The organism is Pseudomonas agarici (assembly GCF_900109755.1).
GTDB lineage: Bacteria > Pseudomonadota > Gammaproteobacteria > Pseudomonadales > Pseudomonadaceae > Aquipseudomonas > Aquipseudomonas agarici.
Genome location: NZ_FOAR01000012.1, coordinates 63,671 through 89,515, shown reverse-complemented (window position 1 = coordinate 89,515; position 25,845 = coordinate 63,671). Strand labels below are relative to the sequence as shown.

23 protein-coding genes are annotated in these 25,845 nt (G+C 61.1%); 6 read left to right on the top strand and 17 right to left on the bottom strand.

Annotation, left to right across the window (positions count from 1 at the left end):
* Positions 1-148: 148 nt before the first annotated feature.
* Positions 149-661 (bottom strand): dihydrofolate reductase, encoded by a 513-nt coding sequence (locus BMX68_RS13150; RefSeq protein ID WP_017130507.1) that lies wholly within the window; start codon positions 659-661, stop codon positions 149-151.
* A gap of 73 nt (positions 662-734) precedes the next feature.
* Between BMX68_RS13150 and BMX68_RS13145 the strand changes: the two genes are divergently transcribed.
* Together BMX68_RS13145 and BMX68_RS13140 are read left to right on the top strand one after the other, a co-directional pair.
* Entirely contained in the window at positions 735-2,114 is a 1,380-nt protein-coding gene (locus BMX68_RS13145) for a DUF2868 domain-containing protein (protein ID WP_017130508.1), read from the top strand.
* The gene (locus tag BMX68_RS13140; RefSeq protein WP_074862252.1) at positions 2,107-3,480 is read left to right on the top strand and encodes a GTPase/DUF3482 domain-containing protein; all 1,374 of its coding nucleotides are present in this window, start codon (positions 2,107-2,109) and stop codon (positions 3,478-3,480) included. The genes BMX68_RS13145 and BMX68_RS13140 overlap by 8 nt, the downstream gene beginning before the upstream one ends.
* Before the next feature lie 36 nt (positions 3,481-3,516).
* On the opposite strand, the gene BMX68_RS13135 is transcribed toward BMX68_RS13140, so the two are convergent.
* From BMX68_RS13135 to BMX68_RS13110, 7 genes are all read right to left on the bottom strand, one after another.
* Entirely contained in the window at positions 3,517-4,071 is a 555-nt protein-coding gene (locus BMX68_RS13135; RefSeq protein ID WP_017130509.1) for a hypothetical protein, read from the bottom strand.
* A 173-nt stretch (positions 4,072-4,244) separates the two neighbouring features.
* Positions 4,245-5,222: a lysophospholipid acyltransferase family protein gene (locus BMX68_RS13130; protein WP_017130510.1), complete on the bottom strand. Its 978-nt coding sequence runs from the start codon at positions 5,220-5,222 to the stop codon at positions 4,245-4,247.
* 23 nt (positions 5,223-5,245) lie between these two features.
* Entirely contained in the window at positions 5,246-7,408 is a 2,163-nt protein-coding gene (locus BMX68_RS13125; RefSeq protein WP_017130511.1) for a peptidase domain-containing ABC transporter, read from the bottom strand.
* Positions 7,405-8,610: an HlyD family secretion protein gene (locus tag BMX68_RS13120; protein ID WP_017130512.1), complete on the bottom strand. Its 1,206-nt coding sequence runs from the start codon at positions 8,608-8,610 to the stop codon at positions 7,405-7,407. Before BMX68_RS13120 ends, BMX68_RS13125 begins: the two co-directional genes overlap by 4 nt.
* Positions 8,611-8,803: 193 nt before the next feature.
* Positions 8,804-8,968 (bottom strand): hypothetical protein, encoded by a 165-nt coding sequence (locus BMX68_RS25935; protein WP_017130513.1) that lies wholly within the window; start codon positions 8,966-8,968, stop codon positions 8,804-8,806.
* 188 nt (positions 8,969-9,156) lie between these two features.
* Positions 9,157-9,753: a phosphonate degradation HD-domain oxygenase gene (locus BMX68_RS13115; RefSeq protein ID WP_017130514.1), complete on the bottom strand. Its 597-nt coding sequence runs from the start codon at positions 9,751-9,753 to the stop codon at positions 9,157-9,159.
* A 424-nt stretch (positions 9,754-10,177) separates the two neighbouring features.
* Positions 10,178-12,442, bottom strand: a complete 2,265-nt coding sequence (locus BMX68_RS13110) for a heavy metal translocating P-type ATPase (protein WP_017130515.1) — start codon at positions 12,440-12,442, stop codon at positions 10,178-10,180.
* Between the two features lie 83 nt (positions 12,443-12,525).
* Between BMX68_RS13110 and cadR the strand changes: the two genes are divergently transcribed.
* On the top strand, positions 12,526-12,972 hold the full coding sequence (gene cadR / locus BMX68_RS13105) for a Cd(II)/Pb(II)-responsive transcriptional regulator (RefSeq protein ID WP_017130516.1): 447 nt from the start codon (positions 12,526-12,528) through the stop codon (positions 12,970-12,972).
* Positions 12,973-13,026: 54 nt separating this feature from the next.
* Here the strand turns inward: cadR and BMX68_RS13100 are convergent, their stop codons facing one another.
* Entirely contained in the window at positions 13,027-13,998 is a 972-nt protein-coding gene (locus tag BMX68_RS13100; protein WP_017130517.1) for a thymidylate synthase, read from the bottom strand.
* 47 nt (positions 13,999-14,045) lie between these two features.
* Positions 14,046-14,867, bottom strand: coding sequence for a prolipoprotein diacylglyceryl transferase (gene lgt, locus BMX68_RS13095; protein ID WP_017130518.1), 822 nt, complete (start codon positions 14,865-14,867; stop codon positions 14,046-14,048).
* A gap of 415 nt (positions 14,868-15,282) precedes the next feature.
* Between lgt and BMX68_RS13090 the strand changes: the two genes are divergently transcribed.
* Positions 15,283-16,029: an NRDE family protein gene (locus tag BMX68_RS13090; protein ID WP_017130519.1), complete on the top strand. Its 747-nt coding sequence runs from the start codon at positions 15,283-15,285 to the stop codon at positions 16,027-16,029.
* Positions 16,030-16,056: 27 nt separating this feature from the next.
* On the opposite strand, the gene ptsP is transcribed toward BMX68_RS13090, so the two are convergent.
* Together ptsP and BMX68_RS13080 are read right to left on the bottom strand one after the other, a co-directional pair.
* Positions 16,057-18,330, bottom strand: coding sequence for a phosphoenolpyruvate--protein phosphotransferase (gene ptsP / locus BMX68_RS13085; RefSeq protein ID WP_060782014.1), 2,274 nt, complete (start codon positions 18,328-18,330; stop codon positions 16,057-16,059).
* A 21-nt stretch (positions 18,331-18,351) separates the two neighbouring features.
* Positions 18,352-18,831, bottom strand: a complete 480-nt coding sequence (locus BMX68_RS13080; protein WP_026013022.1) for an RNA pyrophosphohydrolase — start codon at positions 18,829-18,831, stop codon at positions 18,352-18,354.
* A 142-nt stretch (positions 18,832-18,973) separates the two neighbouring features.
* On the opposite strand from BMX68_RS13080, the gene BMX68_RS13075 reads away from it, so the two are divergent.
* Entirely contained in the window at positions 18,974-19,630 is a 657-nt protein-coding gene (locus tag BMX68_RS13075) for a histidinol-phosphatase (RefSeq protein WP_017130522.1), read from the top strand.
* A 32-nt stretch (positions 19,631-19,662) separates the two neighbouring features.
* Here BMX68_RS13075 and BMX68_RS13070 read toward each other — a convergent pair whose 3' ends face one another.
* Positions 19,663-20,091, bottom strand: a complete 429-nt coding sequence (locus BMX68_RS13070; protein ID WP_074862249.1) for a DUF2269 family protein — start codon at positions 20,089-20,091, stop codon at positions 19,663-19,665.
* A 45-nt stretch (positions 20,092-20,136) separates the two neighbouring features.
* Entirely contained in the window at positions 20,137-21,651 is a 1,515-nt protein-coding gene (gene ilvA / locus BMX68_RS13065; protein WP_017130523.1) for a threonine ammonia-lyase, biosynthetic, read from the bottom strand.
* Between the two features lie 156 nt (positions 21,652-21,807).
* Between ilvA and rpiA the strand changes: the two genes are divergently transcribed.
* Positions 21,808-22,479 (top strand): ribose-5-phosphate isomerase RpiA, encoded by a 672-nt coding sequence (gene rpiA / locus BMX68_RS13060; protein WP_017130524.1) that lies wholly within the window; start codon positions 21,808-21,810, stop codon positions 22,477-22,479.
* 42 nt (positions 22,480-22,521) lie between these two features.
* Here the strand turns inward: rpiA and BMX68_RS13055 are convergent, their stop codons facing one another.
* From BMX68_RS13055 to BMX68_RS13045, 3 genes are all read right to left on the bottom strand, one after another.
* Positions 22,522-23,451, bottom strand: coding sequence for an SdiA-regulated domain-containing protein (locus BMX68_RS13055; RefSeq protein ID WP_017130525.1), 930 nt, complete (start codon positions 23,449-23,451; stop codon positions 22,522-22,524).
* Positions 23,452-23,718: 267 nt separating this feature from the next.
* On the bottom strand, positions 23,719-24,384 hold the full coding sequence (locus BMX68_RS13050; RefSeq protein ID WP_017130526.1) for a fumarylacetoacetate hydrolase family protein: 666 nt from the start codon (positions 24,382-24,384) through the stop codon (positions 23,719-23,721).
* Positions 24,385-24,424: 40 nt separating this feature from the next.
* On the bottom strand, positions 24,425-25,819 hold the full coding sequence (locus tag BMX68_RS13045; protein ID WP_017130527.1) for a D-2-hydroxyglutarate dehydrogenase: 1,395 nt from the start codon (positions 25,817-25,819) through the stop codon (positions 24,425-24,427).
* Between the last annotated feature and the right edge of the window lie 26 nt (positions 25,820-25,845).

The following is a 25,845-nucleotide window of genomic DNA, read 5'->3' as shown; positions in this document are numbered from 1 at the left end:
ACGCCGGCCAGGGACTTCTGGCGCCGAAATTGACTAATAGAACTCACCACACAGGCCACTAGGCCCCATCCACAAATCCTGAAGGGCGTTTTGGAAACGCTCTTCAGGTGCTCTATCGCCGTAGAATTTCGCTCATGTCCCGTCGGACTCAAACTCTTTCCCAGACCTCGAAGCTGAACGCCGGCTTGTCGTCCAGCGCCGGGTGCGGCTCGTTCGACACCAGCCTCCACTGATCCGGATCGAATGCCGGGAACCACGCATCGCCTGCGGGGCTCAGCCCTACTCGGGTCAGGTACAAGCGGTCCGCCTGTTCCAGGCCCTGGCTGTACAGTTGCGCCCCGCCAATCAGCATCAGCTCGCCGGCGCCCCGTTCCAGGGCCCACTCCTCGGCCCGCGTCACGGCCTCTGCCAGCGACGGAAAAACCTCCGCGCCGTCCAGTTGCAGGCCCTCCTGGCGACTGACCACCAGGTTCAGCCGACCCGGCAATGGCCGGCCAAGCGAGTCCCAGGTCTTGCGCCCCATGATGATCGGCTTGCCCAGGGTAGTGGCCTTGAAATACTTGAAATCTGCCGGCAAATGCCAGGGCATGCCGTTGTCGACGCCGATCACGCGGTTTTCAGCGAGAGCCGCGATCAAGCTGAGGGGGAGTGTATTTTTCATGGCGACGAGGATACCTGACAGCCTGGGGCAGGCACTAGTATGCTTCAGGCTCAACCCCGCAACAGGATGGCGCGTGACTGAACCGACTCCCCTGCAACGTCTCTGGCTGACCGAGACTGTGCGCCTGCGCGAAGAGCAGGCCGGCCCCCTGGAAGATCTGGAGGCCAACCGCCGCGCCCGGATGGCCGGCGGTGACCTGGCGACCCGTATCCAACACCGCGCCCTCTGGCTCGCCGAACGGGACGGCCAGCTCCGCGCCCTGCGGCACTGGCTGCAAGGGGCGCGCCTGGCCCTGTGGGTACTCGCCGTGGCGGTGATGTTCAGCGGCGGCGGCCTGGCCTTCGCCGCGCTGGGTAACGGGCAAGCCCCGGTCAATGTGTTCTGGGCCTTGGGCAGCCTGCTCGGCTTGAACCTGCTGCTGTTGGCGAGTTGGCTCGCGGGGCTGTGGCTGGCAGGCGGACACGGTGCTGGCCTGGGGCGGCTGTGGCTCTGGCTCAGCGAAAAGCTCGCCCGTGACGCCCAGGCAGTACAACTGGTGCCGGCACTGGCGCTGCTGCTGCAACGCCAACGCCTGAATCGCTGGGCCATCGGCATGCTCGTCCATGGCCTGTGGCTACTGGCCCTGCTCTGCGCACTGGTGATCCTGTTGATGCTGATGGCGACCCGCCGCTACGGGTTTGTCTGGGAGACCACCCTCCTCGGCAGCGATACCTTCGTCAGCCTGACCCAGGGTCTCGGCGCTCTGCCGACCCTGCTGGGCTTCGACATGCCCAACGAAGCGATGATTCGCGCCAGCGGCAACGGCGCCCTCGACCTTGAAGGCGCCCGCCAGGCCTGGGCCGGCTGGCTGGTTGGGGTGTTGGTGGTCTACGGCGTGCTACCGCGCCTGCTGCTGGGACTATTTTGCCTGTGGCGCTGGAACAGTGGCAGCCGCACGCTGCGACTGGATCCGAACCTGCCCGGCTACGCCCACCTGCGCGAACGCTTGATGCCCAGCAGCGAACGCCTCGGCGTCAGCGATGCCGCTCCCGAACAATTGCACAACGCCACCACTGGGGTCACTGCGCTCGACAGCGACGGGGCCTTGCTGGTAGCCATCGAGCTGGACGATCAACACGCCTGGCCACCCTTACTGCCCAAGGGCGTGCGGGACGCCGGTATTCTCGACAGTCGCGAGTCGCGGCAAAAACTCCTGGAACAACTGACTCGCTTCCCGCCGGCCCGCTTGGCGATTGCCTGCGATCCGCGCCGCTCGCCAGACCGCGGCAGCCTCGGGCTGATCGCCGAGCTGGCCCGTAGCGCCACTGAAACGCGCATTTGGCTGTTGCAGGCACCGCTTGGTCAAGCGCTAGATGCCGACCGCCTCGGCGACTGGCACAGCGCTCTGCGCCAACTCGACCTGGCCTTCGCCGACTGCGCTCCGCTCACCTGGTTGGAGACCGGCCATGACTAAGCCGCTGAAACTGGCCGTGGTCGGCCACACCAATGTCGGCAAGACCTCGCTGCTGCGCACCCTGACCCGCGACGTGGGATTCGGCGAGGTCTCCCATCGTCCCAGCACCACCCGCCATGTAGAGGGTGCGCGCCTGTCGGTGGACGGCGATGCCCTGCTGGAGCTGTACGACACGCCCGGCCTGGAAGATGCCATCGCCCTGCTCGACTATCTCGAACGCCTGGACCGCCCCGGTGAGCGCTTGGACGGTCCGGCGCGGGTGGCCCGCTTCCTGGCCAGCAGCGAAGCCCGACAACGCTTCGAACAGGAGGCCAAGGTGTTGCGCCAGTTGTTGGCGTCGGATGCCGGGCTGTATGTGATCGATGCCCGCGAACCGGTTCTGGCCAAATACCGCGACGAGCTGTCGGTGCTCGCCCGTTGCGGCAAACCGCTGCTGCCGGTGCTCAACTTCGTCAGCAGCGCCGCCCAACGCGAGCCCGACTGGCGTGAAGCCCTGGCCCGCCTGGGGCTGCATGCCCTGGTGCGCTTCGACAGCGTCGCACCGCCAGAGGATGGCGAGCGCCGCCTCTATGAAAGCCTCGCCCTGTTGCTGGAAGGCTCCCGTGCGCAACTGGAGCGGCTGATTTTCGACCAGCAGGCCCAGCGCCAAGCCCGCCGGCAGAGCGCCAACAGGCTGATCGCCGAGCTGCTGATCGACTGCGCCGCCTGTCGGCGCCAGGTGGCCGGCGAAGCCGATGCCGAAAACCGCGCCATCGCCGATTTACACCAGGCCATCCGCCAGCGCGAACAGCGTTGTGTCGAGGCCCTGCTCAAGCTCTACGCCTTTCGTGCCAGTGATGCGGCGGCAACGGATCTGCCGCTGCTCGATGGGCGTTGGGGCGACGATCTGTTCAACCCCGAAACCCTCAAGCAACTAGGCGTGAAAGTCGGTGGCGGGATTGCCGCTGGCGCGGCGGCGGGTGCCGGCATCGACCTGCTGGTGGGCGGGCTGACCCTCGGTGCCGCCGCTCTGGCCGGAGCCCTCGCCGGCGGCGCCCTGCAAACCGCTCGCGGCTATGGCAGCCGCCTGCTGGGCAAGCTCAAGGGCCAACGGCAACTGACTGTCGACGACAGTGTGCTGCGCCTGCTGGCCTTGCGCCAACGACAACTGCTGCAAGCCCTGGAAGCGCGCGGGCATGCGGCGATGGATAGCATCCAGGTGAGCTTGCCCGCCGATACTCATTGGCGCGAAGGCAAGTTGCCCGAGGCCCTGTATAAAGCCCGGGCGCATTCGCAGTGGTCGTCGCTCAATCCACAGCCGAAGCTGAGCCAGGCCGAACGCCAGGAGCAGCTTGAAAAGCTTCTCCGAAAGCTCGATGAAGGATAAACAGACGCGCCGGGGTTAGATCTGCGCCTGCATCTGCTATGCGCGGCGAGAGCGAGAACTCCAAGCCTCAAACGCCAGAAAACTCTTGATCAGCGCCCGGATCAGTTCTTTGTCGGCTTTATTGGCAATACCGTTTCCATCGATGTCACCGTTGGTAAAGGATTCAAAGACGCCGTCGTTATCACCGTCATAGCCGGCGGCCCGGTAAACCAGCGTCTGCTCCCCCGAAGCGGCGCAATCCCTATAAAACTCCAGTTGGACGACATTCGGCGAGCCGTCATTGTGATAGTTTTCGGCAAATACCTTGAGGTAACGCTGTTCATTGCCGCCCCGGTTGAACCAGTTCAGTTGCAGGAAAACATCCGCGAATGCGCGGAACAGATGCTGATCGCGCAAGGAAAACCGGCCGTCCTGGTCAATGTCGCCAGCCATGGCGAAATCGACACGGGCATCACCCGTCTGATCGACCGCAACGGCAATACCCAACTGTTGGTCCGGATGGCAGAGCATGTCCTTGTAGAATTTGAGCAATACGGTATTGGCCTTTCCGGTTTGACCAAGGTCCTGGGCAATGGCTTTCAAGTAACGCATAACGACTCCTGTCGATGAATGTTTCTTCAGCCTAAGGCCATTGCCAACCAGGGCTCCAGCCGACAACTCCCGTAACTTCGTGGGAAACCCAGGCACATCGCGAGAGCCGGCGCCATACGCCAGCTTGAAACCCACCGGAGCCAAACGTTCGTCGCCCACTTGCCCGGCACCGCTTAATGGCGGCGAATGGCTGTGGATAGATCCGTCTGCCGCTGCTCGCTCGAGGACGCTTGGCGCTGATAAAAAGCCTCCATCTCAGGCAGGTACAACCAGTCCTGTGGAGCTTCGCGAAGGAAACCTTCCAGCGCTTCGACCCAACGCGGCAGCATCTGGTCCAGAGGGCCGTGGTCGATCCGCGCTACCACCCGCAACTCGCCCCGTTGCCCCAAGCGCACGCGATGCCCCACCAACAGGAGGTCGCAGCCCAGTTTCGAGGCCAGGAACAGCGGGCCTTTGACAAACTGCGCATCGCGCCCGAAAAACCGTCCCACCATCGGCTCGCCAAAACGGGTGCCGCCGAGACTGACCGGCAAATCGCAGAAAATGATCACCTGATCGCCCCGCTTCACGCCTCGGGCAATGGCCAGCGCCGTCCTCGGATCATTGCTGTCGAGAACCTCGATCACGTGCCCAAGGCCTTCGAGATGCTTGATCGAGCCATGGGTAAACGGGTCCCTGAAGTTCCAGATCGGGATAATGAAACGCGTCGGCGAAGTCCGTCGCTCGACCACGCCGGCCACGGCCATCCAGTACTCGCCACAATGGGGCAAGGCGATGATCGTCCGCCGCCTGAGGCTGCGTTGCCAGTGATCGCCAGGATCGGACCACGCGATGGACCTGATCCAGGCTCGCAAATGTGCCGGTTTATGACTCTGATAAAGGTGCTGGTAAAGCCCACGTTGAAGCTGGATCGCGCTGTGCTGGCAGGCCAGGATGCGGCAACGCTCGGCACACAAATCAAAGAGTTGCAGATTCTGATAGCTGCGACTGTAGCCCACGCCCCGCCAGCGACGGGGTAGCCTCATCAGCACGGCGGGCACCCGCGCCAGTACTCCCCGCAGTGCATTGACCCGAAAGAGCTGGGCCAGGACGATCAGCCCGTGGCGGCGCAGCCTGGCCTTGAGCAGCGCCCAGAACAACCAGCGCTTCATCTGGCCACTCAAGCCCCGAGCCATCATGCGTCCACTATCGCCAGCGGTATCAGGCGGCCCTCGGCCATCTGCAGGATCGTCGCACAGGCAGCCGCTACCTCCCGGTCATGAGTCACCACGACACAGGACAAAGGCAAGTTGCGAATCGTCTCGATCAGCACATCGCGCGACACTCGGTCCAGATGGGCCGTCGGTTCGTCGAGCAGTAGCAACTGTGGCCGTCGATACAAGGCCCGGGCAATCAGCAAGCGTTGCCGCTGCCCGGACGACAGTTGAATGCCCACCGAACCCAGTTGCGTGTTGAAACCATTGCTCAGCTGCAATACACACTGGAGCAGGCCCACTTGCTCGACACACGCCTGCAACCAGGGGCCGTCGAGTTCATCGTCCATCACGATATTGTCAACCAGGCTGCCGTCGACAATCTCGCCCTGGGCCATGACATACGCCACGCCCTGGCGATAGCGGCGCAGGCCGAAATGGCGCATGGCCTGGCCGTTGATGCGCAACGACCCGTCACTCAGCGGATAGAAGCCGGCCAGGACTTTCAGGAAGGTGCTCTTGCCGCAGCCCGAGGGGCCGAGAATGGCGATCTTCGCCCCTTGCCCCTCAAGGGTGAAATCCACCTTGTCGAAGGTCGGGCGCTCGAACGAGCTGTAGCAGAATTGTGCGTTCTGCATACGAATGGAGGTGATGGCCTCGCGCTGCCCAAGCGGGCTGCTGCTGTAGGCACAGGACTCGAACGGTTCCGGGCGCTCGTCGACGATGTCATCCAGCCGTCCGAGCTCAACCTTCACCAGCCGCAGGTTCATGTAGCCATCCACCAGCTTGAAGGAACACGCCATGAACATGTCCTTGTACAACACAAAGGCAAACAGGTCGCCGATGCTGTTCTCGCCGTTCAACACCGCCAGGGCGCCCAGCGCGCTGACCAGCAAGGAATGACCGTGGGACAAGCCGTCATGCACCACCTGGTTCATCGCCTGCATGCGCTGGACCCCGGCGCGGGCCGTTTCAGTGTCCGCCTGCCGATTGCTCCAAGACGCCAACTTCACCGCTTCGTAGCGATAGAGCTTCATCGACTCGATACCACCGAGCACACCCAACAGCGTGACATTGCGCCGCGTCTCGGCCTCGATGGAGGCCTTGTGGCGCATTTCCATCAACGGCAAGGTCAAACCACGAAAGAGAAAAAACAGCAGGCACAACGCCAGGGACAGACCCGCCAGCTTGAGATTGATCAGCGCCATCAGTATCAGGAAGACCAGGCCAAACAGGCTATCGATGCCCAAGTCCATCCATCCCGAGGTGAAAGGGAGAAACACCTTGTCCGCAGCCTGGGTGCGCCGCAGGATGTCGCCTGGGGCACGACGCTCGAAATAGCCCAAGGGCAGGCGCAGTAACCAGGCCACGACACCGGTCGACAGATCCTGTGTCAATGCGACCCGGAGCTGGGCGTCCAGCACCGCCCGCAGCCAGGCGGCAACGGTCTTGAACAGAAAAATCCCGCCGAAGACGTATAGGATCAGGTATAGGAAATCCTCATCGTTTTTGGCGACCACCTCATCGATCGTCAAGGAAAACAGCTTCGGTGCGGCAATACCGCCGATATAGCCCACCACCGACAGCAACCCCATGGGAATCAAATAGCGCAAGAGCCAGGGGTTCTTGCCCAGTAAGCTGGCACAACCCAGCGATGCCGGCGCCTTGACACCGGCTTGAAGGGTGAAGGTCAGGCCCGGCAGCATTTCCAGGGCGACCCCGCTGAACATCGGTAGCGCTTCTTCCCAGGTGTAGAAACGCCGCCCCACGGCTGGGTCGACCAGGTGCAGGCCTTTTCTCCCCACCGCTTCCAACACCACGAAATGCCGATTGTTCCAGAACAGGATCGACGGTGTGCGCAACTGTTTGAGCCCATCGAGCAAGGTTTTCAAGGGGCGACAGGTAAAACCCAACTCGTCGGATACCTTGATGACCTGGAACAGCGACATCCCGTCCCGTGCCACGCTGTAATCACGTCGCAGTTGACGCAAGGCCAAGTGCTTGCCGTGGTAGCCGGCGACCATGGCAATGGAGGCCAGGCCACACTCGGATATTTCATCCTGCAAGATCACCGGCACACGCTTGCGCAGCCACTGTCCGGAACGTGCCATGGCATCGCGCAATAGTGACTTGAAGTGGCTCATGTCGACTCGTCCGTGATCGGTGCTCCGGCGCGCTCGGATCGCCAAAAGCCAGGATTGCGCTCAAGCCCCTTGCGCAGGGGCAGAAACAACCACTCCATCAGGCTCGTGCGCTCCAGACTCAACGAGCCCCTGAGGGTCATGCCATCCTTGAGCCAGTCCTCGCGGATACGGGTGTGGGTGGCACTGAAATCCGGTTTTACCTCCACCAGATACGTGGGCACTTCGCGCGAATCATCATGGGCCGCGTCGGGAACCGCTGCTTTGTAGGTGCTGGCAGAACGATGAACGATAGCGCCTTTGACAACGCCGTAACGCTCATATGGAAAAGCATCGAAACGCAAGATCACCTCGGTACCGGGTGTGGCGAAACCAATGGCCGACGAGTTGACGTCGAGCATGACCCGAAGCGGAGGATGGCGAGGCTGAACCACACGCAACAGCATCATTGGCTGCCCAACCTCGACCCTGTCGCCAGCAAATACCGCCACCGTATCCACGACACCCGCCACGGGAGAAAGCAATACATGTCCCTGGTTCTGTTCCAGCAACTCCAGACGTTCCAGCCACTCATTGCGCTGGCGGGCGAACTGCCCCAGGCGCGCCGCCAGGTCCTGCTCCGCCTGGCTGACACGCTGCTGCAACTCCAGGCTGCGCTGCTGGGTGCTGGCCCGCGCCAGCTCGTTGCTGGCCTGGTCTTCCAGGGCAGACTCATGCGCCACCACCGCCTGATCCAAGGCAGAGCCGGAAACCGCGCCCTGGCCGGCCAATTGTGCATGGCGCTGTCGTTCATCCAAGGCAACGCCGACCCGGCGCTGGATCGATTGCCCGATCCGGCTGTTGAGCGCCAGGTCCTGATCCAGTTGACGAAGCTGACGTTGCAGAAGGTCTTGCTGGGCGGCGTGAGCGGATCGGGCCAGGTTTTCCTCCGCCACCAGCTCATCGAGCAGCTTGTGCAAGCGTTCGATATTGCTGACCGAGAGGGCTTGATCGCCGTCGGCCTCGAAGTTTTCCGGAGCCACCGTGCGCAGGCGAATCAGCGGCTGGCCACGCTTGACCGACTCGCCGGAACCGACCAGCATCTCGTCGACATGAGCCGCCCTCTCACTGGCGATACGAACCACATCGCGGGTCATCACCCGCCCTTGCACTTCTTCCTTTCTCACATAGTTGCCGGCCAACAACAGCACCAGTACCGCGATCAAAAAGACACCCGTTACTCCACCGAAAATCAGCGGCCGGGTCGCTGACCTCGGGGACACCGTCCCCCACTCGAGCATAAGTAAATCCGTACAGGGGAGGTTCGCCATTGACCAGGCATCGAGCAAACGGGGCAAGGCCATCGGCCTGCCCCGTCCAGTGCCACTACGTCAACCCGTAGCGTATCGGTAATCGCTATCAGCTGACTGCCGAACCAATCATCTTGAAAAATTTGTTGGCCGTCTCGACCGCACCGTCCATCCACGCCCCCGCATCGGAGAACCAACCGGCTCCGCGGATATCCATGGTTTCCTCAAGGGTCATTTCCTGAGGGGCATTGTCTTGTTGCTTAATATCGTCCATCGGGATACCTCACTGATCGAGTTATGAAAACACATCAGGCCGAACACGCTATCCGACTTGAATTTCATCGCACCCCGCAGGCCCGAAGGCATTGCCGGAGTGCGCGGCCATTCTCTCAACCAGCAAGGAAAGCAACTATAAGACCCACCGAACATCCCACGCCCGAATAATCACTACGCCAGCCAGCACTATGCGTCGTGCGTTGTAGTATGAATCACAGTCTCGCTCAGCAAGTGTTGCGCCTTGTCTCTCAAGACCTGCAAATCAATCACCGGAACCCGTAGCTGCTTGGCCTGTTCGTCCCACTGGCGCATCCGCAGACTCACGCCGAACAAAGGGTCAAGCTCGAAAGCTTGGGCTTCTTGCAGCGTCATCACGCCGCCCTGGTATTCCAATGTACGGCGACTCGCCTCGCTCAAACGCTCGTAGTACCCGGGATCGGTTAATGTCAGATAACGCTTGGCCTGCACGTGATACTCGACCAGTTGAGCCAGCCGTTCGCTGAAACCGGCCCGACGCAGATAATTCGCGCCCAGGCGTTCATGACCGACGACGCCATACCCCCCCATATTCCTCACCGGCTGCCCGACGGACGGGCAGATATGCCCGATATCGTGGAAGAAGGCCGCCAACACCACTTCATCGTCGAAGCCTTCGGCCATCGCCAGTTGCGCGGCCTGGGACATGTGTTCCAACTGCGAAACCGGTTCGCCAATATAATCGGTGCTGCCAAACCGCTGGTACAGGTCAAAGACTTCGTCCAGCACGTGTTCGATACCGCTCATCAACGCTCTCCCAACACAGTAACGCTATTCATCTCGACCTAAGCGGCTCAACGACAGCGGTTGCCGAGGCACAGCCCGCCATCGTCCCGGCACTCGAAGCCAACCCTGCGGCACGGCAATACACCGCGCGCCCTCGTCGGCGTGCTTGGATTGGCCGAGGCGGCGGTGATCGAGTGGTCCATGGACGGACCTCATCAAATGGATGAGGCTCATGTTAGGGGGCGAATGCGTAGGCCATGTGACAACAAGGCACAAAAGCTGCCAATGAGCGATAGGGCTTGATAAGCCTCAGCCAACCAATCGGTTGGCGAGCCGAGCCCGCGATGAGCGGGCTGGCTGAGGCCGAAATTTCTTGTCGCCTGGGTGATGCCGCCCGGTTAGACCAGCCTGTCGCTCGGCATTCGACACATCAGCCTCTCATCGGCTATTTGCGCAATAGGCGCAGGCCGTTGAATACCACCAGCAGGCTAACGCCCATATCGGCGAACACCGCCATCCACATGGTCGCCAGGCCCTGGAAGGTTACCGCCAGAAAGATCGCCTTGATGACCAAGGCCAGCACGATATTCTGTTTGAGGATAGCCGCGGTCTGTCGTGACAGGCCAATAAAAGCCGGAATTTTGCGCAAATCGTCGTCCATCAAGGCGACATCGGCGGTTTCGATGGCGGTATCGGTGCCGGCCGCCGCCATGGCAAAGCCGATCTCGGCGCGGGCCAGGGCCGGCGCATCGTTGATACCGTCGCCAACCATGCCGACCCGATGCCCCTTGGCGTACAACGCTTCGATAGCCTGTAGTTTGTCGGTCGGCAGCAGGTCGCCACGCGCCTCATCGATACCCACCTGGACCGCAATCGCGTTGGCGGTGTGCAGGTTGTCGCCGGTCAACATCAGGGTCTTGATACCCATCTCATGCAACTGGAGGATGGCTTCGCGACTGGAAGCCTTGACCGTATCGGCCACGGCGAACAACGCCAGCGGGCCGGAACTATCGAGCAGCAGCACGACAGTCTTGCCCTGCCTCTCCAGGGCGAAGAGTTTGTCTTCCAGTGCCGGCGAGCACAGGCCCAGATCCTCCACCAGGCGGTGGTTGCCCAGATGATAAAGCCGACCGCCGACTTCACCGCGCACGCCGCGCCCGGCCAGAGCGGCAAAGGCCTCGACTTCCCGCAATGCAAGCTGTTTCTCCCGCGCATCCTGGGCAATCGCCTGGGACACCGGGTGATCGGAACGGGCCGCCAAACTGGCGGCAATGGCAGGGGCCGACTCGTTCAGCAGTGGCTCCAGCGCCAGGAAGTCGGTCAGTACTGGCTTGCCATGGGTGATAGTGCCGGTCTTGTCCAGCGCCAGGTAATCGAGCTTGTGACCGCCTTCCAGGTACACCCCACCTTTGACCAGGATACCTTGGCGCGCCGCCGCCGCCAGGCCGCTGACAATCGTTACCGGCGTCGAGATCACCAATGCACAAGGACAAGCGACCACCAGCAACACCAAAGCCCGATAGATCCAGTCAAACCACAGGCCACCCAGAAACAGCGGCGCAATCACCGCCACAACCAGGGCGAAGGCGAACACCGCCGGGGTGTAGATCTTCGAGAAGCTATCGACGAAACGTTGAGTTGGCGCGCGGGCGCCCTGGGCTTGCTCGACCGCATGGATAATCCGCGCCAGGGTCGAATGACCCGAGACCGCCGTGACCCGATAGTCCAGGGAACCGGACTGATTGATGGTACCAGCGAAGACCTTATCGCCAGGGTGCTTCTCGATAGGCAAGCTTTCACCCGTGATCGGCGCCTGATCGACGCTGGAGCTGCCATCGACCACCTCGCCATCCAGGCCGATGCGCTCGCCCGGACGCACTCGCACCAGGGCGCCCAGCTCGATACTTTTAACCTCGCGCTCAAGCCAACTACCATCTTCCTGGCGCACGGTGGCTTGCTCCGGGGCCATCTGCATCAGACTGCCGATGGCGTTGCGCGCCCGATCCAGCGACCGCGCTTCGATCAATTCGGCCAGGGTGAACAGGAACATCACCATGGCCGCTTCCGGCCACTGGCCGATCAACACGGCTCCGGTGACGGCGATGCTCATCAGTGCGTTGATATTCAGGTTGCGGTTCTTCAGGGCAATCCAGCCCTTCTTGTAGGTGCCCAGCCCGCCGCTGAGGATCGACACCAAGGCGATGCTCGCCACCACCCAGGTCGGCGCGGCATCGGTGAAGTGAATCACTTCGGCGCCCAGCGCGCCCAGCCCGGAAACCGCCAGCGGCCACCAGGATTTTTTGGCCGCGGACACGTCCGTGGTTTCGCTGCCGCTCTCCAGCGGCTCGGCCTGCATCCCCAGTGACTTGATAACCTCGACAATCGGTGCGGTCGAGGCCAAATCATGGGTCACGCCGAGGATGCGGTTGATCAGGTTGAACTCCAGTTGCTGCACCCCTGCCAACTTGTCGAGCTTGTCCTGGATCAACGTCTGCTCGGTCGGGCAGTCCATTGCTTCGATACGGAAACGACTGAGGCGCGCCGTGGCGCTGGTGGCGGTGCCGAGCTTGATCAGCGTTGGCGCGGCGGCACCCGAGCAACAAGAGGCCTGTTGAGGCGGCATCTTCACCGACGAATGGGCATGACCGTCACAACAAGAGTGATCGTGATCGGCGTTGATCTTGCGATGGCTATGAATGGAGTCGTTCATGGGGACCTCCCTGAAGGTGCTTGTTGCCAAGTGAACACCCTGTAGTCACTATAGGGTCAAGCACCCTGCTGGGAGATCGAACGATGAAAATTGGCGAGCTGGCGAAACTCACCGACTGCCCGGTGGAAACCATCCGCTATTACGAGAAAGAAAGCCTGCTGCCGGAACCGGCACGTAGCGAGGGCAACTATCGCCTGTATACCCAGGCGCATGTGGAGCGCCTGACTTTTATCCGCAACTGCCGCAGCCTCGACATGACGCTGGAGGAAATCCGCAGCTTGCTGAGCCTGCGCGACAGCCCGCAGGACCAATGCGAAAACGTCAATGCGCTAATCGACGAGCACATCCATCACGTCAAGGCGCGCATCGATGGGTTGTTGGCGTTGCAAGCGCAACTGCTCGACCTGCGCCAGCGCTGCGGCGAAGGACCGAATGTCGACCAGTGCGGGATTTTGCGACGTTTGGAAGTCAGCGGCAGCGTGCTGCCGGCTGAAGAGCATTCGCATGTCGCGAGGAGTCACGGACACTGAGCCGTGGCGAGTGGATAAAGCCGCCAACCCGCCAAATGGCTCCCTCGGCCCGGCTTAAACCGCCATCGGTGCCGTCATCGGCGCATGGTGCTGGTAGCCTTCCAGGGAGAAGTCCCCCGGCTCCACCAGCTCCAGCCACTGCGGTTGGTACACGCCGGTCTTGGCAAACTCCGGCACGCGCTCGGCAATGACCAGTTTCGGCATGGGGAACGGCTCGCGGGTGAGTTGTTCGTTGAGCATGTCCAGGTGATTTTCATACACATGGGCATCGCCGATAAAGTAGGTGAACCAGCGCGGTGTATAACCGCTCAGGCGACCGATCAGGCTCAGCAACGCCGCGCCTTCGGTCAGGTTGAACGGTGTGCCCAGGCCCAAATCGTTGGAACGGATATAGAGGGTCAGGGAGATTTCTCGCGTCTGCACATTCGGGTGGAACTGATACAGCAGGTGGCACGGCGGCAAGGCCATTTCATCCAGTTGCGCGCAGTTCCAGCCGTGGAACAGGATGCGTCGACTGCCAGGATCGTTGATGATGGTGTCGAGGCACTGGCGCACCTGATCGATAGCCTTGTACAGCACCACATAGGCCTGGCCGTTTTCTTCGCCTTCGGCAATCTGCCGGTAGCCCTGGTTCAAGGTCTGCTCAATGGCCGCGCGATTGCTCAGCGCAATCTGCTTGTACGCCGGCCACTGGCGCCATTGCACGCCATAAATTTCGCCCAGGTCATCGTCACCCCGGCGAAACGGGTTGGCCAGCCATTGGGCGTTTTCGTTGGCGTTCTGGTCCCAGACCTTGCAGCCCAGCTCGCGGAACCCGGCGGCATTGTTGACACCACGCAGGAAGCCACACATTTCGCCGATGGCGGATTTGAAGGCCATCTTGCGCGTGGTGATCGCCGGAAAACCATCCTGCAAGTCATAACGCAGCATCGCCCCCGGCAAGCTGATGGTGTTCACGCCGGTGCGGTTGGCCTGTTTGGTGCCGTTGTTGATGACGTGGGCAACCAGATCGAGATATTGCTTCATGAATTATTGCATCCTTGAATACAGGGCCCGCAGGCCCCGATCCGAATTTAAAGCGCGGCGTCTTTCGTGGTCGGCGTGCTCGGCTGGCGGTGATAGGCGAACCACAACAGCGCCAGGCCACCGAGGATCATCGGTAGACTGAGAACCTGCCCCATGGTCACCCAGCCGAACGCCAGATAGCCAAGCTGCGCATCCGGCACCCGGACGAACTCGACGATAAAACGGAAGACCCCATAGAACAACGCGAACATGCCGGACACTGCCATGGTTGGCCGTGGCTTGCGCGAGAACAGCCAGAGGATCACGAACAGCGCCACGCCTTCAAGGGCGAACTGGTACAACTGCGACGGATGGCGTGGCAGTTGCGCCGGGTCGCTGAACGGCGGGAAGACCATCGCCCACGGCACATCGCTGGGCTTGCCCCACAGTTCGGCATTGATGAAGTTGCCGATACGCCCGGCCCCCAGGCCAATCGGCACCATCGGCGCGACAAAGTCCATCAACTCGAAGAACGACTTGCCATTGCGTCGACCGAACCACCAGGCGGCCAGCATCACGCCGATAAAGCCACCATGGAAGGCCATGCCCCCCTTCCAGACCTCGAAGATCAACGTGGGGTTGGCGATATAAGCCGACAGATCGTAGAACAGCACATAACCCAGGCGCCCACCGACGATCACCCCCATGGCCAACCAAAACACCATGTCGGAGAGTTTCTCCTTGGTCCAGGTCGGGTCGAAACGGTTCATGCGTCGGGAGGCCAGCAGCCAGGCCCCGCCGATACCGACCAGGTACATCAGGCCATACCAGTGGATTTTCAGCGGGCCGATGGCCAGGGCCACCGGGTCAATCTGCGGGTAAGGCAGCATTGCGACTCCTCGATAGAGTAGAAAATTCAGGGTCCTTGCGGTTTATCGGCACCCGGATCGGCGTGCCATGTTGCGGCTCGCGTGTTAAGCCAATATTGCGCCCGAAAGACTGAACCGAGCCTGAGACTCGGGTCAGGAATTTTATCCCGACACAGAACAATAGCCCGCCAAACAACCGTTTGAGCAACCACGGCAACGACTTGTGGCCAGTTGCACGCCGAAGCAAACAAACAACATACGGCTCAGGGCAATGCCAAACAAGGCCGGCCAGCATGCGCCCAATACCCGATAGAGCAGAAACTCCACCAGTGCCCCAAAACAAGACCGCCATGGTAACGGAAGCATGCCGCTCCTCTCTACTGGATGACGACCGACACTCTGCGTAGAGTGGGCAAAAATGCCGAGGAACCACCTGATGTGCCTGATTGTCTTCGCCTGGCGCCCAGGCCATGCCCAACCGCTGATTGTCGCCGCCAACCGTGACGAATTCTATGCCCGCCCCAGCCTGGCGCTGGCGCAATGGCCGCAAGCACCGCAGGTTCACGCCGGGCGCGACCTGGAGGCTGGCGGTACGTGGCTCGGCGTAGGCGTCGGCCAGCGCTTTGCCGCGCTGACCAATATCCGCAATCCCCATCAATCGCCGGCCCACCGCTCTCGGGGCGAACTGGTGGCTCGGTTCTTGATGGAGGAAACGGCGGCTGAGGATTATCTCGCTGAAATTTCCGCACAATCGCCGGAGTATGCCGGTTTTAACCTGTTGTTAGGCACAACTGACCAATTGTGGCATTTCAACTCCCATGAGGCTGAGCCACGCCAACTGACTGAAGGCGTTTACGGCTTGTCCAATGCGGGGCTCGATACCCCATGGCCAAAGTTGCTCAAAGCCAGGGCGGCGCTGTCGCAGACCTTGCACGATCCCCGGCCAGAGAACCTGCTCGCCTTACTGAGCGATCCGGCACCAGCGCCCTTTGCCGAACTGCCGGACACCGGCGTCGGGGTGGTGACAGAGAGTCTACTGTCGAGTGTGTTTATCGCCAGTCCGAGCTATGGCACTCGGGCCAGTACCGCGCTGATCGTCAATGCCGATGGCACGCGGCATCTGCTGGAGCGCAGTTTCGGGCCCTATGGCGGGCATCTGGGAGAGGTGGAACTGAAGATCTGAATGGGAGCGGTGCCGCTCCCACGACGCTCAGTGTTTGACCACCGGATTGGCCATCCGCGCCAGGCCGAGGTTCTTCAGCGCCAGTTGCAAGGTACTGTGGATAACTTGCGGGTTGTCGATGGTCATTACCTGGGCCAGCAACTCTTGCGACTTGCTCAGGCTGATCTGGCGCAGCATCCACTTCACTTTCGGCAAGTTGGTGGCGTTCATCGACAAGCTGTCGAAGCCCATCGCCATCAACAGCACCGCCGCCGCCGGATCACCGGCCATTTCGCCGCAAATGCTCACCGGCTTGCCTTCGGCATGGGCATCACGCACCACGTTCTGCAAAGCCTGCAGCACCGCCGGGTGCATATAGTCATACAGATCGGCAACCCGAGGGTTGTTACGGTCAACGGCCAGCAGGTACTGGGTCAGGTCGTTGGAGCCGACCGAGAGGAAATCGACCTGCCGGGCCAGTTCACGGGTCTGGTACACCGCCGCCGGAATCTCGACCATCACCCCCACCGGCGGCATCGGTACATCGGTGCCTTCATCGCGGACTTCGCCCCAGGCCCGATGGATCAAGTGCAACGCCTCTTCCACTTCATGGGTGCCGGAAATCATCGGCAGCAGGATCCGCAGGTTGTTCAGGCCTTCGCTGGCCTTGAGCATCGCCCGGGTCTGCACCAGGAAGATTTCCGGGTGGTCGAGGGTCACGCGGATACCGCGCCAGCCAAGGAACGGGTTGTCTTCGACAATCGGGAAATACGACAGCGACTTGTCGCCACCGATGTCCAGGCTGCGCATGGTCACCGGCTGGGGATGGAACGCCGAGAGCTGTTCACGATAGATCGCCAACTGTTCCTTTTCGCTCGGGAAGCGCTGGTTGATCATGAACGGCACTTCGGTGCGGTACAGCCCTACACCTTCAGCACCACGTTGTTGCGCACGGGCCACGTCCGCCAACAGGCCGGTGTTGACCCACAATGGCATGCGGTGACCATCAAGGGTCACGCAAGGCAGTTCGCGCAGGGCGTCGAGGCCGCGGGAAAGCTGGCGTTCTTCTTCCACGACGCTGGCGTACTGCTTGCGTAGCAGCTCGCTCGGGTTGGTAAACACCTCGCCGCGTGCGCCATCGACGATCATTTCGATACCGTCGACCTTGGAATACGGCAGGTCCACCAAGCCCATCACCGTCGGGATGCCCATGGCTCGGGCCAGGATCGCGACATGGGAGTTGCCAGAACCGAGAACCGACACCAGGCCCTTGAGCTTGCCTTCCGGCACCTCACCCAGCATGGCCGCCGTCAGTTCTTCGCTGACCATGATGGTGTTGTCCGGATAAACCAATGCCTGCTGGCGTTCCGACTGTAGGTAGGCCAACAGCCGGCGGCCAAGGTCCTTGACGTCCGAAGCTCGCTCGCGCAGGTAGGCGTCGTCCATCAACTCGAAACGGTTGACGTGGTCGGTGACTACTTGACGCAACGCGCCTTGGGCCCACTGGCCGGTCTTGATGATGTTGGTGACTTCACTGCCCAAGGAGGCATCGTCAAGCATCATCAGGTAAACATCGAATAACGCACGCTCTTCCGGACGTAACTGGGTCGCTAGCTTGGCCGACAAGGTACGCATGTCACTGCGCACGCCTTCGATGGCAGTCTTGAACAGCGCCAATTCGGCGTCGATATCGCTGATAGCCTTATCCGGCACCACATCCAGGTCCGCCGGGGGCAGCATGACCACCGCCGTACCCACCGCGGCGCCCGGCGAACCTGGCACACCGATGAACTTGGCTTCCTGGATGCCCTTGCCTTCGCGTCCCAGACCACGGATCGAGCCTGTGGCCTCGGCATGGGCGATCACCCCGGCCAGTTGAGCGCTCATCGTCACCAGGAAGGCTTCTTCACCTTCGTCGAACTGGCGACGCTCTTTCTGCTGGATGACCAGCACGCCCACGACGCGACGGTGGTGAATGATCGGCGCGCCGAGGAAAGAAGCGTAGCGTTCCTCGCCGGTTTCGGCGAAGTAGCGGTAGCGCGGGTGGCCCGCGGCGTTTTCCAGGTTCAGGGGTTCTTCGCGCGTCCCGACCAGACCGACCAGGCCCTCGTTGGGCGCCATGCTGACCTTGCCGATCGAGCGCTTGTTCAAGCCTTCGGTGGCCATCAGCACAAAGCGATTGGTCTCGGGGTCCAGCAGGTAGACCGAACAGACTTGGCTGCCCATGGCCTCTTTGACGCGCAATACAATAATCCCCAACGCCGCCTTGAGATCCTTGGCGGAGTTAACTTCCTGGACGATCTTGCGCAGCGTATTGAGCATGGCTCGGGGTCGAACTCCGTGTCAGTCGCGCGCTAAAAGGCGCGGGGCAAGCTCTTTGAGCGCGCGACGATAAACTTCGCGCTTGAATGTCACCACCTGGCCCAACGGGTACCAATAGCTGACCCAACGCCAGCCATCGAACTCCGGTTTACCGGTCAAATCCATCCGCACTCGCTGCTCGTTGGAGAGCAGGCGCAGGAGAAACCATTTCTGTTTCTGGCCGATGCACAGCGGTTGGCTGTGGGTACGCACCAGGCGTTGCGGCAAACGATAACGCAACCAGCCCCGGGTACAGGCCAGAATTTGCACATCCTCACGTTCCAGGCCGACTTCTTCGTTCAATTCGCGATACAAAGCGTCTTCAGGCGTTTCATCCGGATTGATCCCGCCTTGCGGAAACTGCCATGCCTCTTGATTGATCCGGCGTGCCCACAGGACCTGGCCGGCATCATTCGTCAGAATTATCCCGACATTAGGACGGAAACCATCGGGGTCGATCACGGCAACCACCTCGCAAACGCATGTCGTCGCATTGTTCCACAAAGGTTGTGAAAGCAGCAACGAGCCTTCCTACGTTATGTGCACTCTTGTGAAAAGACCGTATTCTGGTGGCCTTTTACGGGCTTTTCAGCGAGTAACCGCAATGCGTCTGGCTTTATTCGACTTGGACAACACACTTTTGGGCGGCGACAGCGACCACGCTTGGGGCGATTACCTGTGCGAACGGGGGATTCTCGACCCGGTGGCCTACAAGGCACGCAACGACCAGTTCTATCAGGATTACCTGGTCGGCACGCTGGACAACGCCGAGTATCTGAACTTCTGCCTGGAAATCCTCGGCCGCACCGAGATGGCCCAACTGGACGAATGGCATCGCGACTATATGCGCGACTGCATTGAACCCATCGTGCTGCCCAAGGCCCTGGAGCTGCTGGCCCGGCATCGCGATGCCGGTGACAAGCTGGTCATTATCACCGCAACCAACCGTTTCCTGACCGCACCGATTGCCGCACGCCTGGCCGTCGAGACCTTGATCGCCACCGAATGCGAGATGATCGACGGTCGTTATACTGGCCGCAGCACCGATGTACCATGCTTTCGCGAAGGCAAGGTAACGCGCCTGAACCGCTGGCTGGAAGAAACCGGGCACAACCTACGCGACAGTTACTTCTACAGTGACTCGATGAATGACCTGCCGCTGCTGGAGCAGGTGAGCCATCCGGTGGCGGTGGATCCTGATCCGAACTTGCGGGCCGAAGCCGAGCGGCGCGGCTGGCCGGTCATCAGTCTGCGCGGCTGAAGGCCGCTTCGCGGCGGTGCCGTGTTCCGCGATCAGATCGGTTTGGCGCCCATCAGCGCCGCAATCGCGACAAAACACAGCGCACTGAAGATCGCCAGCGCCAGGGTGAACGTCGCGTTGACGCCCACCTCGCCCCGACGCAGGCGGTTGAGCCGCACCACCAGCCATGCCCAGGCCAGGCAACCGACGGTGTAGAGCACACTGGAACCCAGCAGCCAGGCCTGGCTCAGTGGAATGCCTCCCCAGTGTACCAACCACCAGCCGCTGATCGGCTGTACCACCAGGCACAGCGCCATCAACCCCCATGCCAGGACCCAGGGCATTCTCAACTGCCGGCCCAGGATCGTCGCATCCCCGGTCCGGCGCCCACGCCATAGCCCGATGGCCACGAACAGGGCACTGCCCAGCAGCAATACCGTGACCACACTGTGAAGCAGTTTCAGGGCCATGAAGGTTTCCATTTCATCTTTTCCTTAAAGCGTTGCCCATCAGCGTAGCATCGGGTTTCAGCCGAGAAACAACTGGTAGGCCGGATTATCACTTTCATCCCAGTATGGATAGCCGATTTCCGCCAGGGCGGCTGGCACCAGATGGCGCTCTTCGGTCGGCACCTGCAAGCCCGCGACCACCCGCCCATCGGCGGCGCCGTGGTTACGGTAGTGGAACATCGAGATGTTCCAGCGCCCGCCCAGCTTGTTGAGGAAGTTGAACAGCGCACCCGGACGCTCCGGAAATTCGAAGCGCAGGACGATTTCATCGCTGACCCGCATCGCATGGCCGCCGACCATATGGCGGATATGCAGCTTGGCCAGCTCGTTGTCGGTCAGATCGAGTACGGGGAAGCCCTGTCCGCTCAGGCTCTCGATCAGGGCGCTGCGCGGATCGTTATCCGGGTGAGTCTGCACGCCGACAAAAATATGCGCTTCGCGCCCGGTGTGATAGCGGTAGTTGAATTCGGTGATCTGGCGCTTGCCGATGGCTTCGCAGAAAGCCTTGAAACTGCCCGGCTGCTCGGGGATGGTCACGGCGATGATCGCTTCCCGGCCTTCGCCCAGCTCGGCGCGCTCGGCAACATGGCGCAGTCGGTCGAAGTTGACGTTGGCCCCGGAGTCGATGGCGACCAGCGTCTGCCCGCTCACCTTGCGCAGCTCGACGTATTTCTTGATCCCGGCCACGCCCAGGGCCCCGGCCGGCTCGGTGATCGAGCGGGTGTCGTCGTAGATGTCCTTGATCGCCGCGCAGATTTCGTCGGTGTTGACGGTGATCACTTCGTCGACGTAATCCTTGCAAATATCGAAGGTGTGCTGGCCGATCTGCGCCACTGCCACGCCGTCGGCAAAAATCCCCACCGACGGCAGCACCACCCGCTCACCGGCGGCCATGGCCTGTTGCAGGCAATTGGAGTCGTCCGGTTCGACACCGATGATCTTGATCTGTGGGCGCAGGTACTTCACATAGGCCGCGATGCCGGCAATCAAACCGCCGCCGCCGACCGGAACGAAGATCGCGTCCAGCGGCCCCGGATGCTGGCGCAAGATTTCCATCGCCACGGTTCCCTGCCCAGCAATGGTGTGCGGATCATCGTAAGGGTGGATGTAAACGTAGCCCTTTTCCTCGACCAGCTTCAGCGAATAGGCCAGCGCTTCCGGGAAGGAGTCACCGTGCAGCACCACCTTGGCGCCTCGGGAACGCACGCCTTCGACCTTGATTTCCGGCGTGGTCTTGGGCATCACAATCGTCGCCTTGACCCCCAATACTTTGGCCGCCAGGGCCAGGCCCTGGGCATGATTACCGGCTGAGGCGGTGACCACGCCGCGCGCGCGCTCCTGGTCACTGAGCTGGGTCAGCTTGTTGTAGGCCCCGCGAATCTTGAAAGAGAACACCGGCTGCAGGTCTTCGCGCTTGAGCCAGACCTGGTTGCCCAGCCGTTCGGAGAGCTGGCGGGCGGTCTGCAACGGGGTTTCCACGGCAACGTCGTAAACGCGCGTGGTGAGGATCTTCTTGACGTACTGTTCGAGCATCGGAAAGCTTCGCTGACGGGTTGAGCAGGGACCGAGGAGTCTAACTCAGCGCTTGCGACAACGACCACAGAGTTCCCACGGTTTTGATCACCCCTTTGCGAGGCCCAGGCTTATAATGCCGGCCTTTCGCCTACCCTGCCCGTTTTCGGAGCCCGCATGACCCAGGATCAACTCAAACAGGCCGTGGCCCAAGCTGCTGTCGACCTCATCCTTCCCAAGCTGGACGACAAAAGCATCGTCGGCGTGGGCACCGGCTCCACCGCCAACTGTTTTATCGACGCCCTGGCCCAGCATAAAGGCGCCTTCGATGGCGCAGTCGCCAGCTCCGAAGCTACCGCCGTGCGCCTCAAGAGCCACGGGATTGCGGTGTACGAACTCAATACCGTCAGCGATTTGGAGTTCTACGTCGACGGTGCCGACGAAAGCGACGAGCACTTGAACCTGATCAAGGGCGGCGGCGCGGCCCTGACCCGCGAAAAGATCGTCGCGGCCGTGGCCAAGACTTTTATCTGCATCGCCGACGCCAGCAAACTGGTGCCCGTGCTCGGCGCCTTCGCGTTGCCGGTGGAGGTGATTCCGATGGCCCGCAGCCACGTGGCCCGCCAACTGGTGAAGCTGGGCGGCGATCCGGTGTACCGCGAAGGGGTGCTGACCGACAACGGCAACATCATTCTCGATGTACACAACCTGCAGATCACCCACCCGGTGGAACTGGAGGCGCAGATCAATGCCATTGTCGGCGTGGTCACCAACGGTCTGTTCGCCGCGCGCCCAGCGGACCTGTTGCTGCTGGGCACCCACGAAGGGGTGAAAACCCTGAAGGCCTGAAAACCTTAGCCGTGGTCCGGCGTCTCGGCGCGCAGTGGGAGCTTACTGCGGCGTGCGCTTGAAGACGTAGAACAGGTTCGGCTCGCTGACCATGTACAAGGTCCCGTCCTCGTCCATGGTCACGCCCTCGGCACGCGGGATGGTGTTTTTCAAACCGTTGAAACCGCCGAGCAAGGTCATGAAACTAACTTGCTCGCCCTTCTCGTCCAGCTCCAACAGCAGATGCGAATCCGCCGATAACGCCAGCATATGGCCGGTACGCGGGTCGATTGCCAATGCGGAAAGATTGCGCATGTCCAGTTGATCGCTCGTCAGCTTCTGCTTCTCGCCAAACACCTGGGTGCCGTCGCTTTTCAGGCTGAACAAGGCCGGCGGACGCTCCTCGCCCAACAGTATCCGCTGGTTATGGGAGTCCCAGACCACCGCCTCGAAGGCCTTGTTCTGGTTCTTCGACGGGCCCAGATCGTAGGGTTGGAAATCCTTGATGTTCAGTTCACGGGTGTTGGCCTCCACCGTGACAATAGTCAGGGTATGCATGCGCTCGTCAACGATCGCCAGGCGCTCACCTTCGAGCACCGTCACGGCTTCGGGATTGTTCCAACCGACCAGCGGAATTTTGCGCAGGACATCGCCTTGCAGGGTCAATTCGACCAGGAAAGGATGCTTGCCCATGACCGAGAACAGTGTCCGAGTACGCGGGTTGTAGCTGACATCGGAAGCTTCGTCATCCTCCATGCCCGGCAGCAGCTTGGCATCGATCACCGCGTGATAGCCCGGCAGCCAGATACTGTCCCTGCGCTCGGCAGGGGCTTCGAAGCGCTCCTTGACCCACAGCACGCCGCGATCGTCCCAGTGCATCGGCACCGCCACGCCTGCCCCGATCACGACCACCAACAACAGCCAGTAATACCAACGCAACGCAAAACGGGACCGAATGGCGGAAGACGAGGCGGGAGACGATGGGGGGGCCATGTAAGGGCTTTTTCCTGTTCTTTGACGTTTGGATAACACGCGGTAGGCAAGACGCAACGACCATCCGGGAAATTATCCAGACTGGATGTGAAAAAAACGGCAAAAGACAGAAAATGAGAGATCAGGTCACACGCAGAACGTGGGAACGATCAAGACCTCTGCGGGAGTTCGGCTTGTCAGCAAAAAGGCGTCGAAGCCGCTGACAGCTCTGTGGGGAACACTACTCAGGAAGTCTGCGCCCACACTAAAGCTCGCGTGTACCGTTGTTTAGCGGACGCTGCTGCTGAAGCTGCTGACGTCCGGCAGTTCCAGTACCAGTTCATCACCGACATGGAGCGCACCGACACCCACCGGCGTGCCCGTCAGGATCACGTCACCGGCCTGCAACGAGAAGCACGCAGCCATGTGCTGAATCATCGGCACGATCGGGTTGAGCATATCGCTGCTGATCCCGTCCTGGCGAACCTGACCATTGATGGTCAGGCGAATACCGATCTCGGTCAGATCAGCAAAAGTGCTGCCGACCACGAAAGGCGAGAGCACGCAGGCGCCGTCGAACGACTTGGCGATTTCCCACGGCAGGCCCTTGGACTTCAGCTCCGCCTGTTTGTCACGCAGGGTCAGGTCCAACGCCGGGGCAAAACCGGAAATCGCGTCGAGCACTTCTTCCTCGCTCGGCTGGGTCGACAGCGGCTTGCCGATCAGGACGGCAATTTCTGCCTCATAGTGCACCGACCCACGATCGGCGGGAATGCTGAAACCGCCCTCGATCGGCACCACACAACTGCCCGGTTTGATGAACAGCAGCGGCTCGCTAGGCACCGGATTATCCAGTTCCTTGGCGTGTTCGGCGTAGTTACGACCGATGCAGACCACCTTGCCGAGAGGAAAGTGAATGCGGGTACCGTCGACATATTGGTGTTGATAGCTCATTGACCGACTCCTGATCTGCTTGATTGTCGTGACGTGAGGTTCAAACCGCGAAAATCTTACCCGGATTCATGATTCCGTTCGGATCGAACACCGCCTTGATCGCCTTCATGTATTCGATTTCGGCCGGCGAACGGCTGTAGGTCAGGTAATCGCGCTTGGTCATGCCCACGCCGTGCTCGGCGGAAATCGAGCCATTGTACTTCTCGACGGTTTCGAATACCCATTTGTTGACGGTGGCGCACTTGGCGAAGAACTCATCCTTACTCAGGTTTTCCGGCTTGAGGATGTTCAGGTGCAGATTGCCATCGCCGATGTGACCGAACCAGACGATTTCGAAGTCCGGATAGTGTTCGCCGACAATTGCCTCGATTTCCTTGAGGAATCCCGGCACTTTCGACACGGTGACTGAAATGTCGTTCTTGTACGGCGTCCAGTGGGAAATGGTTTCGGAGATGTATTCGCGTAATTTCCAGAGATTGTGCAACTGCTGCTCACTCTGGCTCATCACGCCATCGACTACCCAGCCCTGTTCCACGCAGTGCTCGAAGGTCGCCAGGGCATCGTTGGCCACCTCTTCGCTGGTCGCTTCGAATTCCAGCAACGCATAGAACGGGCAGTCGCTTTCGAACGGCGCCGGCACATCGCCACGGGCGAGGACTTTGGCCAACGCCTTGTCGGAGAAAAACTCGAAGGCGGTCAGATCCAGTTTGCTATGGAAAGCGTGCAGCACCGGCATGATCGAATCGAAATCGGGCGTGCCGAGGACCATACAAGTCAAGTTCTTCGGCGCACGGTCCAGGCGCATGGTCGCCTCGACCACGAAACCCAGGGTACCTTCGGCGCCGATGAACAGTTGGCGCAGATCATAACCGGTAGCGTTCTTGATCAGGTCCTTGTTCAGCTCCAGCACATCGCCCTTGCCGGTGACGACCTTCATGCCAGCCACCCAGTTGCGGGTCATGCCGTAACGAATCACCTTGATCCCGCCGGCATTGGTACCGATATTACCGCCGATCTGGCTGGAGCCCGCCGAGGCGAAGTCCACCGGATAGTACAGGCCGTGCTCTTCGGCCTGGTTCTGCAACTGTTCGGTGACCACACCCGGCTGGCAGACCGCGGTGCGGTCGGTCAGGTTCATGTCGAGAATCTGGTTCATATAGTCGAACGACACGACCACTTCGCCATGGGCGGCCACGGCGGCGGCGGACAACCCCGTGCGCCCGCCTGACGGCACCAGTGCGACACCGTGCCGGTTGGCCCAGCGCACGATGGCCTGGACTTGTTCGATAGTCTTCGGAAACACAATGGCCGTCGGCGCGGGCGCGAAATGCTTGGTCCAATCCTTGCCGTAAGCATTCAGGGAGTCAGCATCGGTCAGCACCTTGCCAGGCTCAACCAGGGTCTTCAGCTCATCAATCAGGGCAGGATTGGTCATCGACAGAACTCTCGAACATTTCATGG

Coding starts and splice junctions, on each gene's coding strand:
- rpiA (WP_017130524.1), top strand. CDS start 21,808: ATGACCCAGGATCAACTCAAACAGGCCGTGGCCCAAGCTGCTGTCGAC.
- lgt (WP_017130518.1), bottom strand. CDS start 14,867: ATGCTGCCTTACCCGCAGATTGACCCGGTGGCCCTGGCCATCGGCCCG.
- BMX68_RS13140 (WP_074862252.1), top strand. CDS start 2,107: ATGACTAAGCCGCTGAAACTGGCCGTGGTCGGCCACACCAATGTCGGC.
- BMX68_RS13130 (WP_017130510.1), bottom strand. CDS start 5,222: ATGAAGCGCTGGTTGTTCTGGGCGCTGCTCAAGGCCAGGCTGCGCCGC.
- ptsP (WP_060782014.1), bottom strand. CDS start 18,330: ATGCTCAATACGCTGCGCAAGATCGTCCAGGAAGTTAACTCCGCCAAG.
- BMX68_RS13070 (WP_074862249.1), bottom strand. CDS start 20,091: ATGGAAACCTTCATGGCCCTGAAACTGCTTCACAGTGTGGTCACGGTA.
- BMX68_RS13115 (WP_017130514.1), bottom strand. CDS start 9,753: ATGAGCGGTATCGAACACGTGCTGGACGAAGTCTTTGACCTGTACCAG.
- BMX68_RS13110 (WP_017130515.1), bottom strand. CDS start 12,442: ATGAACGACTCCATTCATAGCCATCGCAAGATCAACGCCGATCACGAT.
- BMX68_RS13055 (WP_017130525.1), bottom strand. CDS start 23,451: ATGGCCCCCCCATCGTCTCCCGCCTCGTCTTCCGCCATTCGGTCCCGT.
- BMX68_RS13100 (WP_017130517.1), bottom strand. CDS start 13,998: ATGAAGCAATATCTCGATCTGGTTGCCCACGTCATCAACAACGGCACC.
- ilvA (WP_017130523.1), bottom strand. CDS start 21,651: ATGCTCGAACAGTACGTCAAGAAGATCCTCACCACGCGCGTTTACGAC.
- BMX68_RS13125 (WP_017130511.1), bottom strand. CDS start 7,408: ATGAGCCACTTCAAGTCACTATTGCGCGATGCCATGGCACGTTCCGGA.
- BMX68_RS13050 (WP_017130526.1), bottom strand. CDS start 24,384: ATGAGCTATCAACACCAATATGTCGACGGTACCCGCATTCACTTTCCT.
- BMX68_RS13150 (WP_017130507.1), bottom strand. CDS start 661: ATGAAAAATACACTCCCCCTCAGCTTGATCGCGGCTCTCGCTGAAAAC.
- BMX68_RS13045 (WP_017130527.1), bottom strand. CDS start 25,819: ATGACCAATCCTGCCCTGATTGATGAGCTGAAGACCCTGGTTGAGCCT.
- BMX68_RS13090 (WP_017130519.1), top strand. CDS start 15,283: ATGTGCCTGATTGTCTTCGCCTGGCGCCCAGGCCATGCCCAACCGCTG.
- cadR (WP_017130516.1), top strand. CDS start 12,526: ATGAAAATTGGCGAGCTGGCGAAACTCACCGACTGCCCGGTGGAAACC.
- BMX68_RS13075 (WP_017130522.1), top strand. CDS start 18,974: ATGCGTCTGGCTTTATTCGACTTGGACAACACACTTTTGGGCGGCGAC.
- BMX68_RS25935 (WP_017130513.1), bottom strand. CDS start 8,968: ATGGACGATATTAAGCAACAAGACAATGCCCCTCAGGAAATGACCCTT.
- BMX68_RS13135 (WP_017130509.1), bottom strand. CDS start 4,071: ATGCGTTACTTGAAAGCCATTGCCCAGGACCTTGGTCAAACCGGAAAG.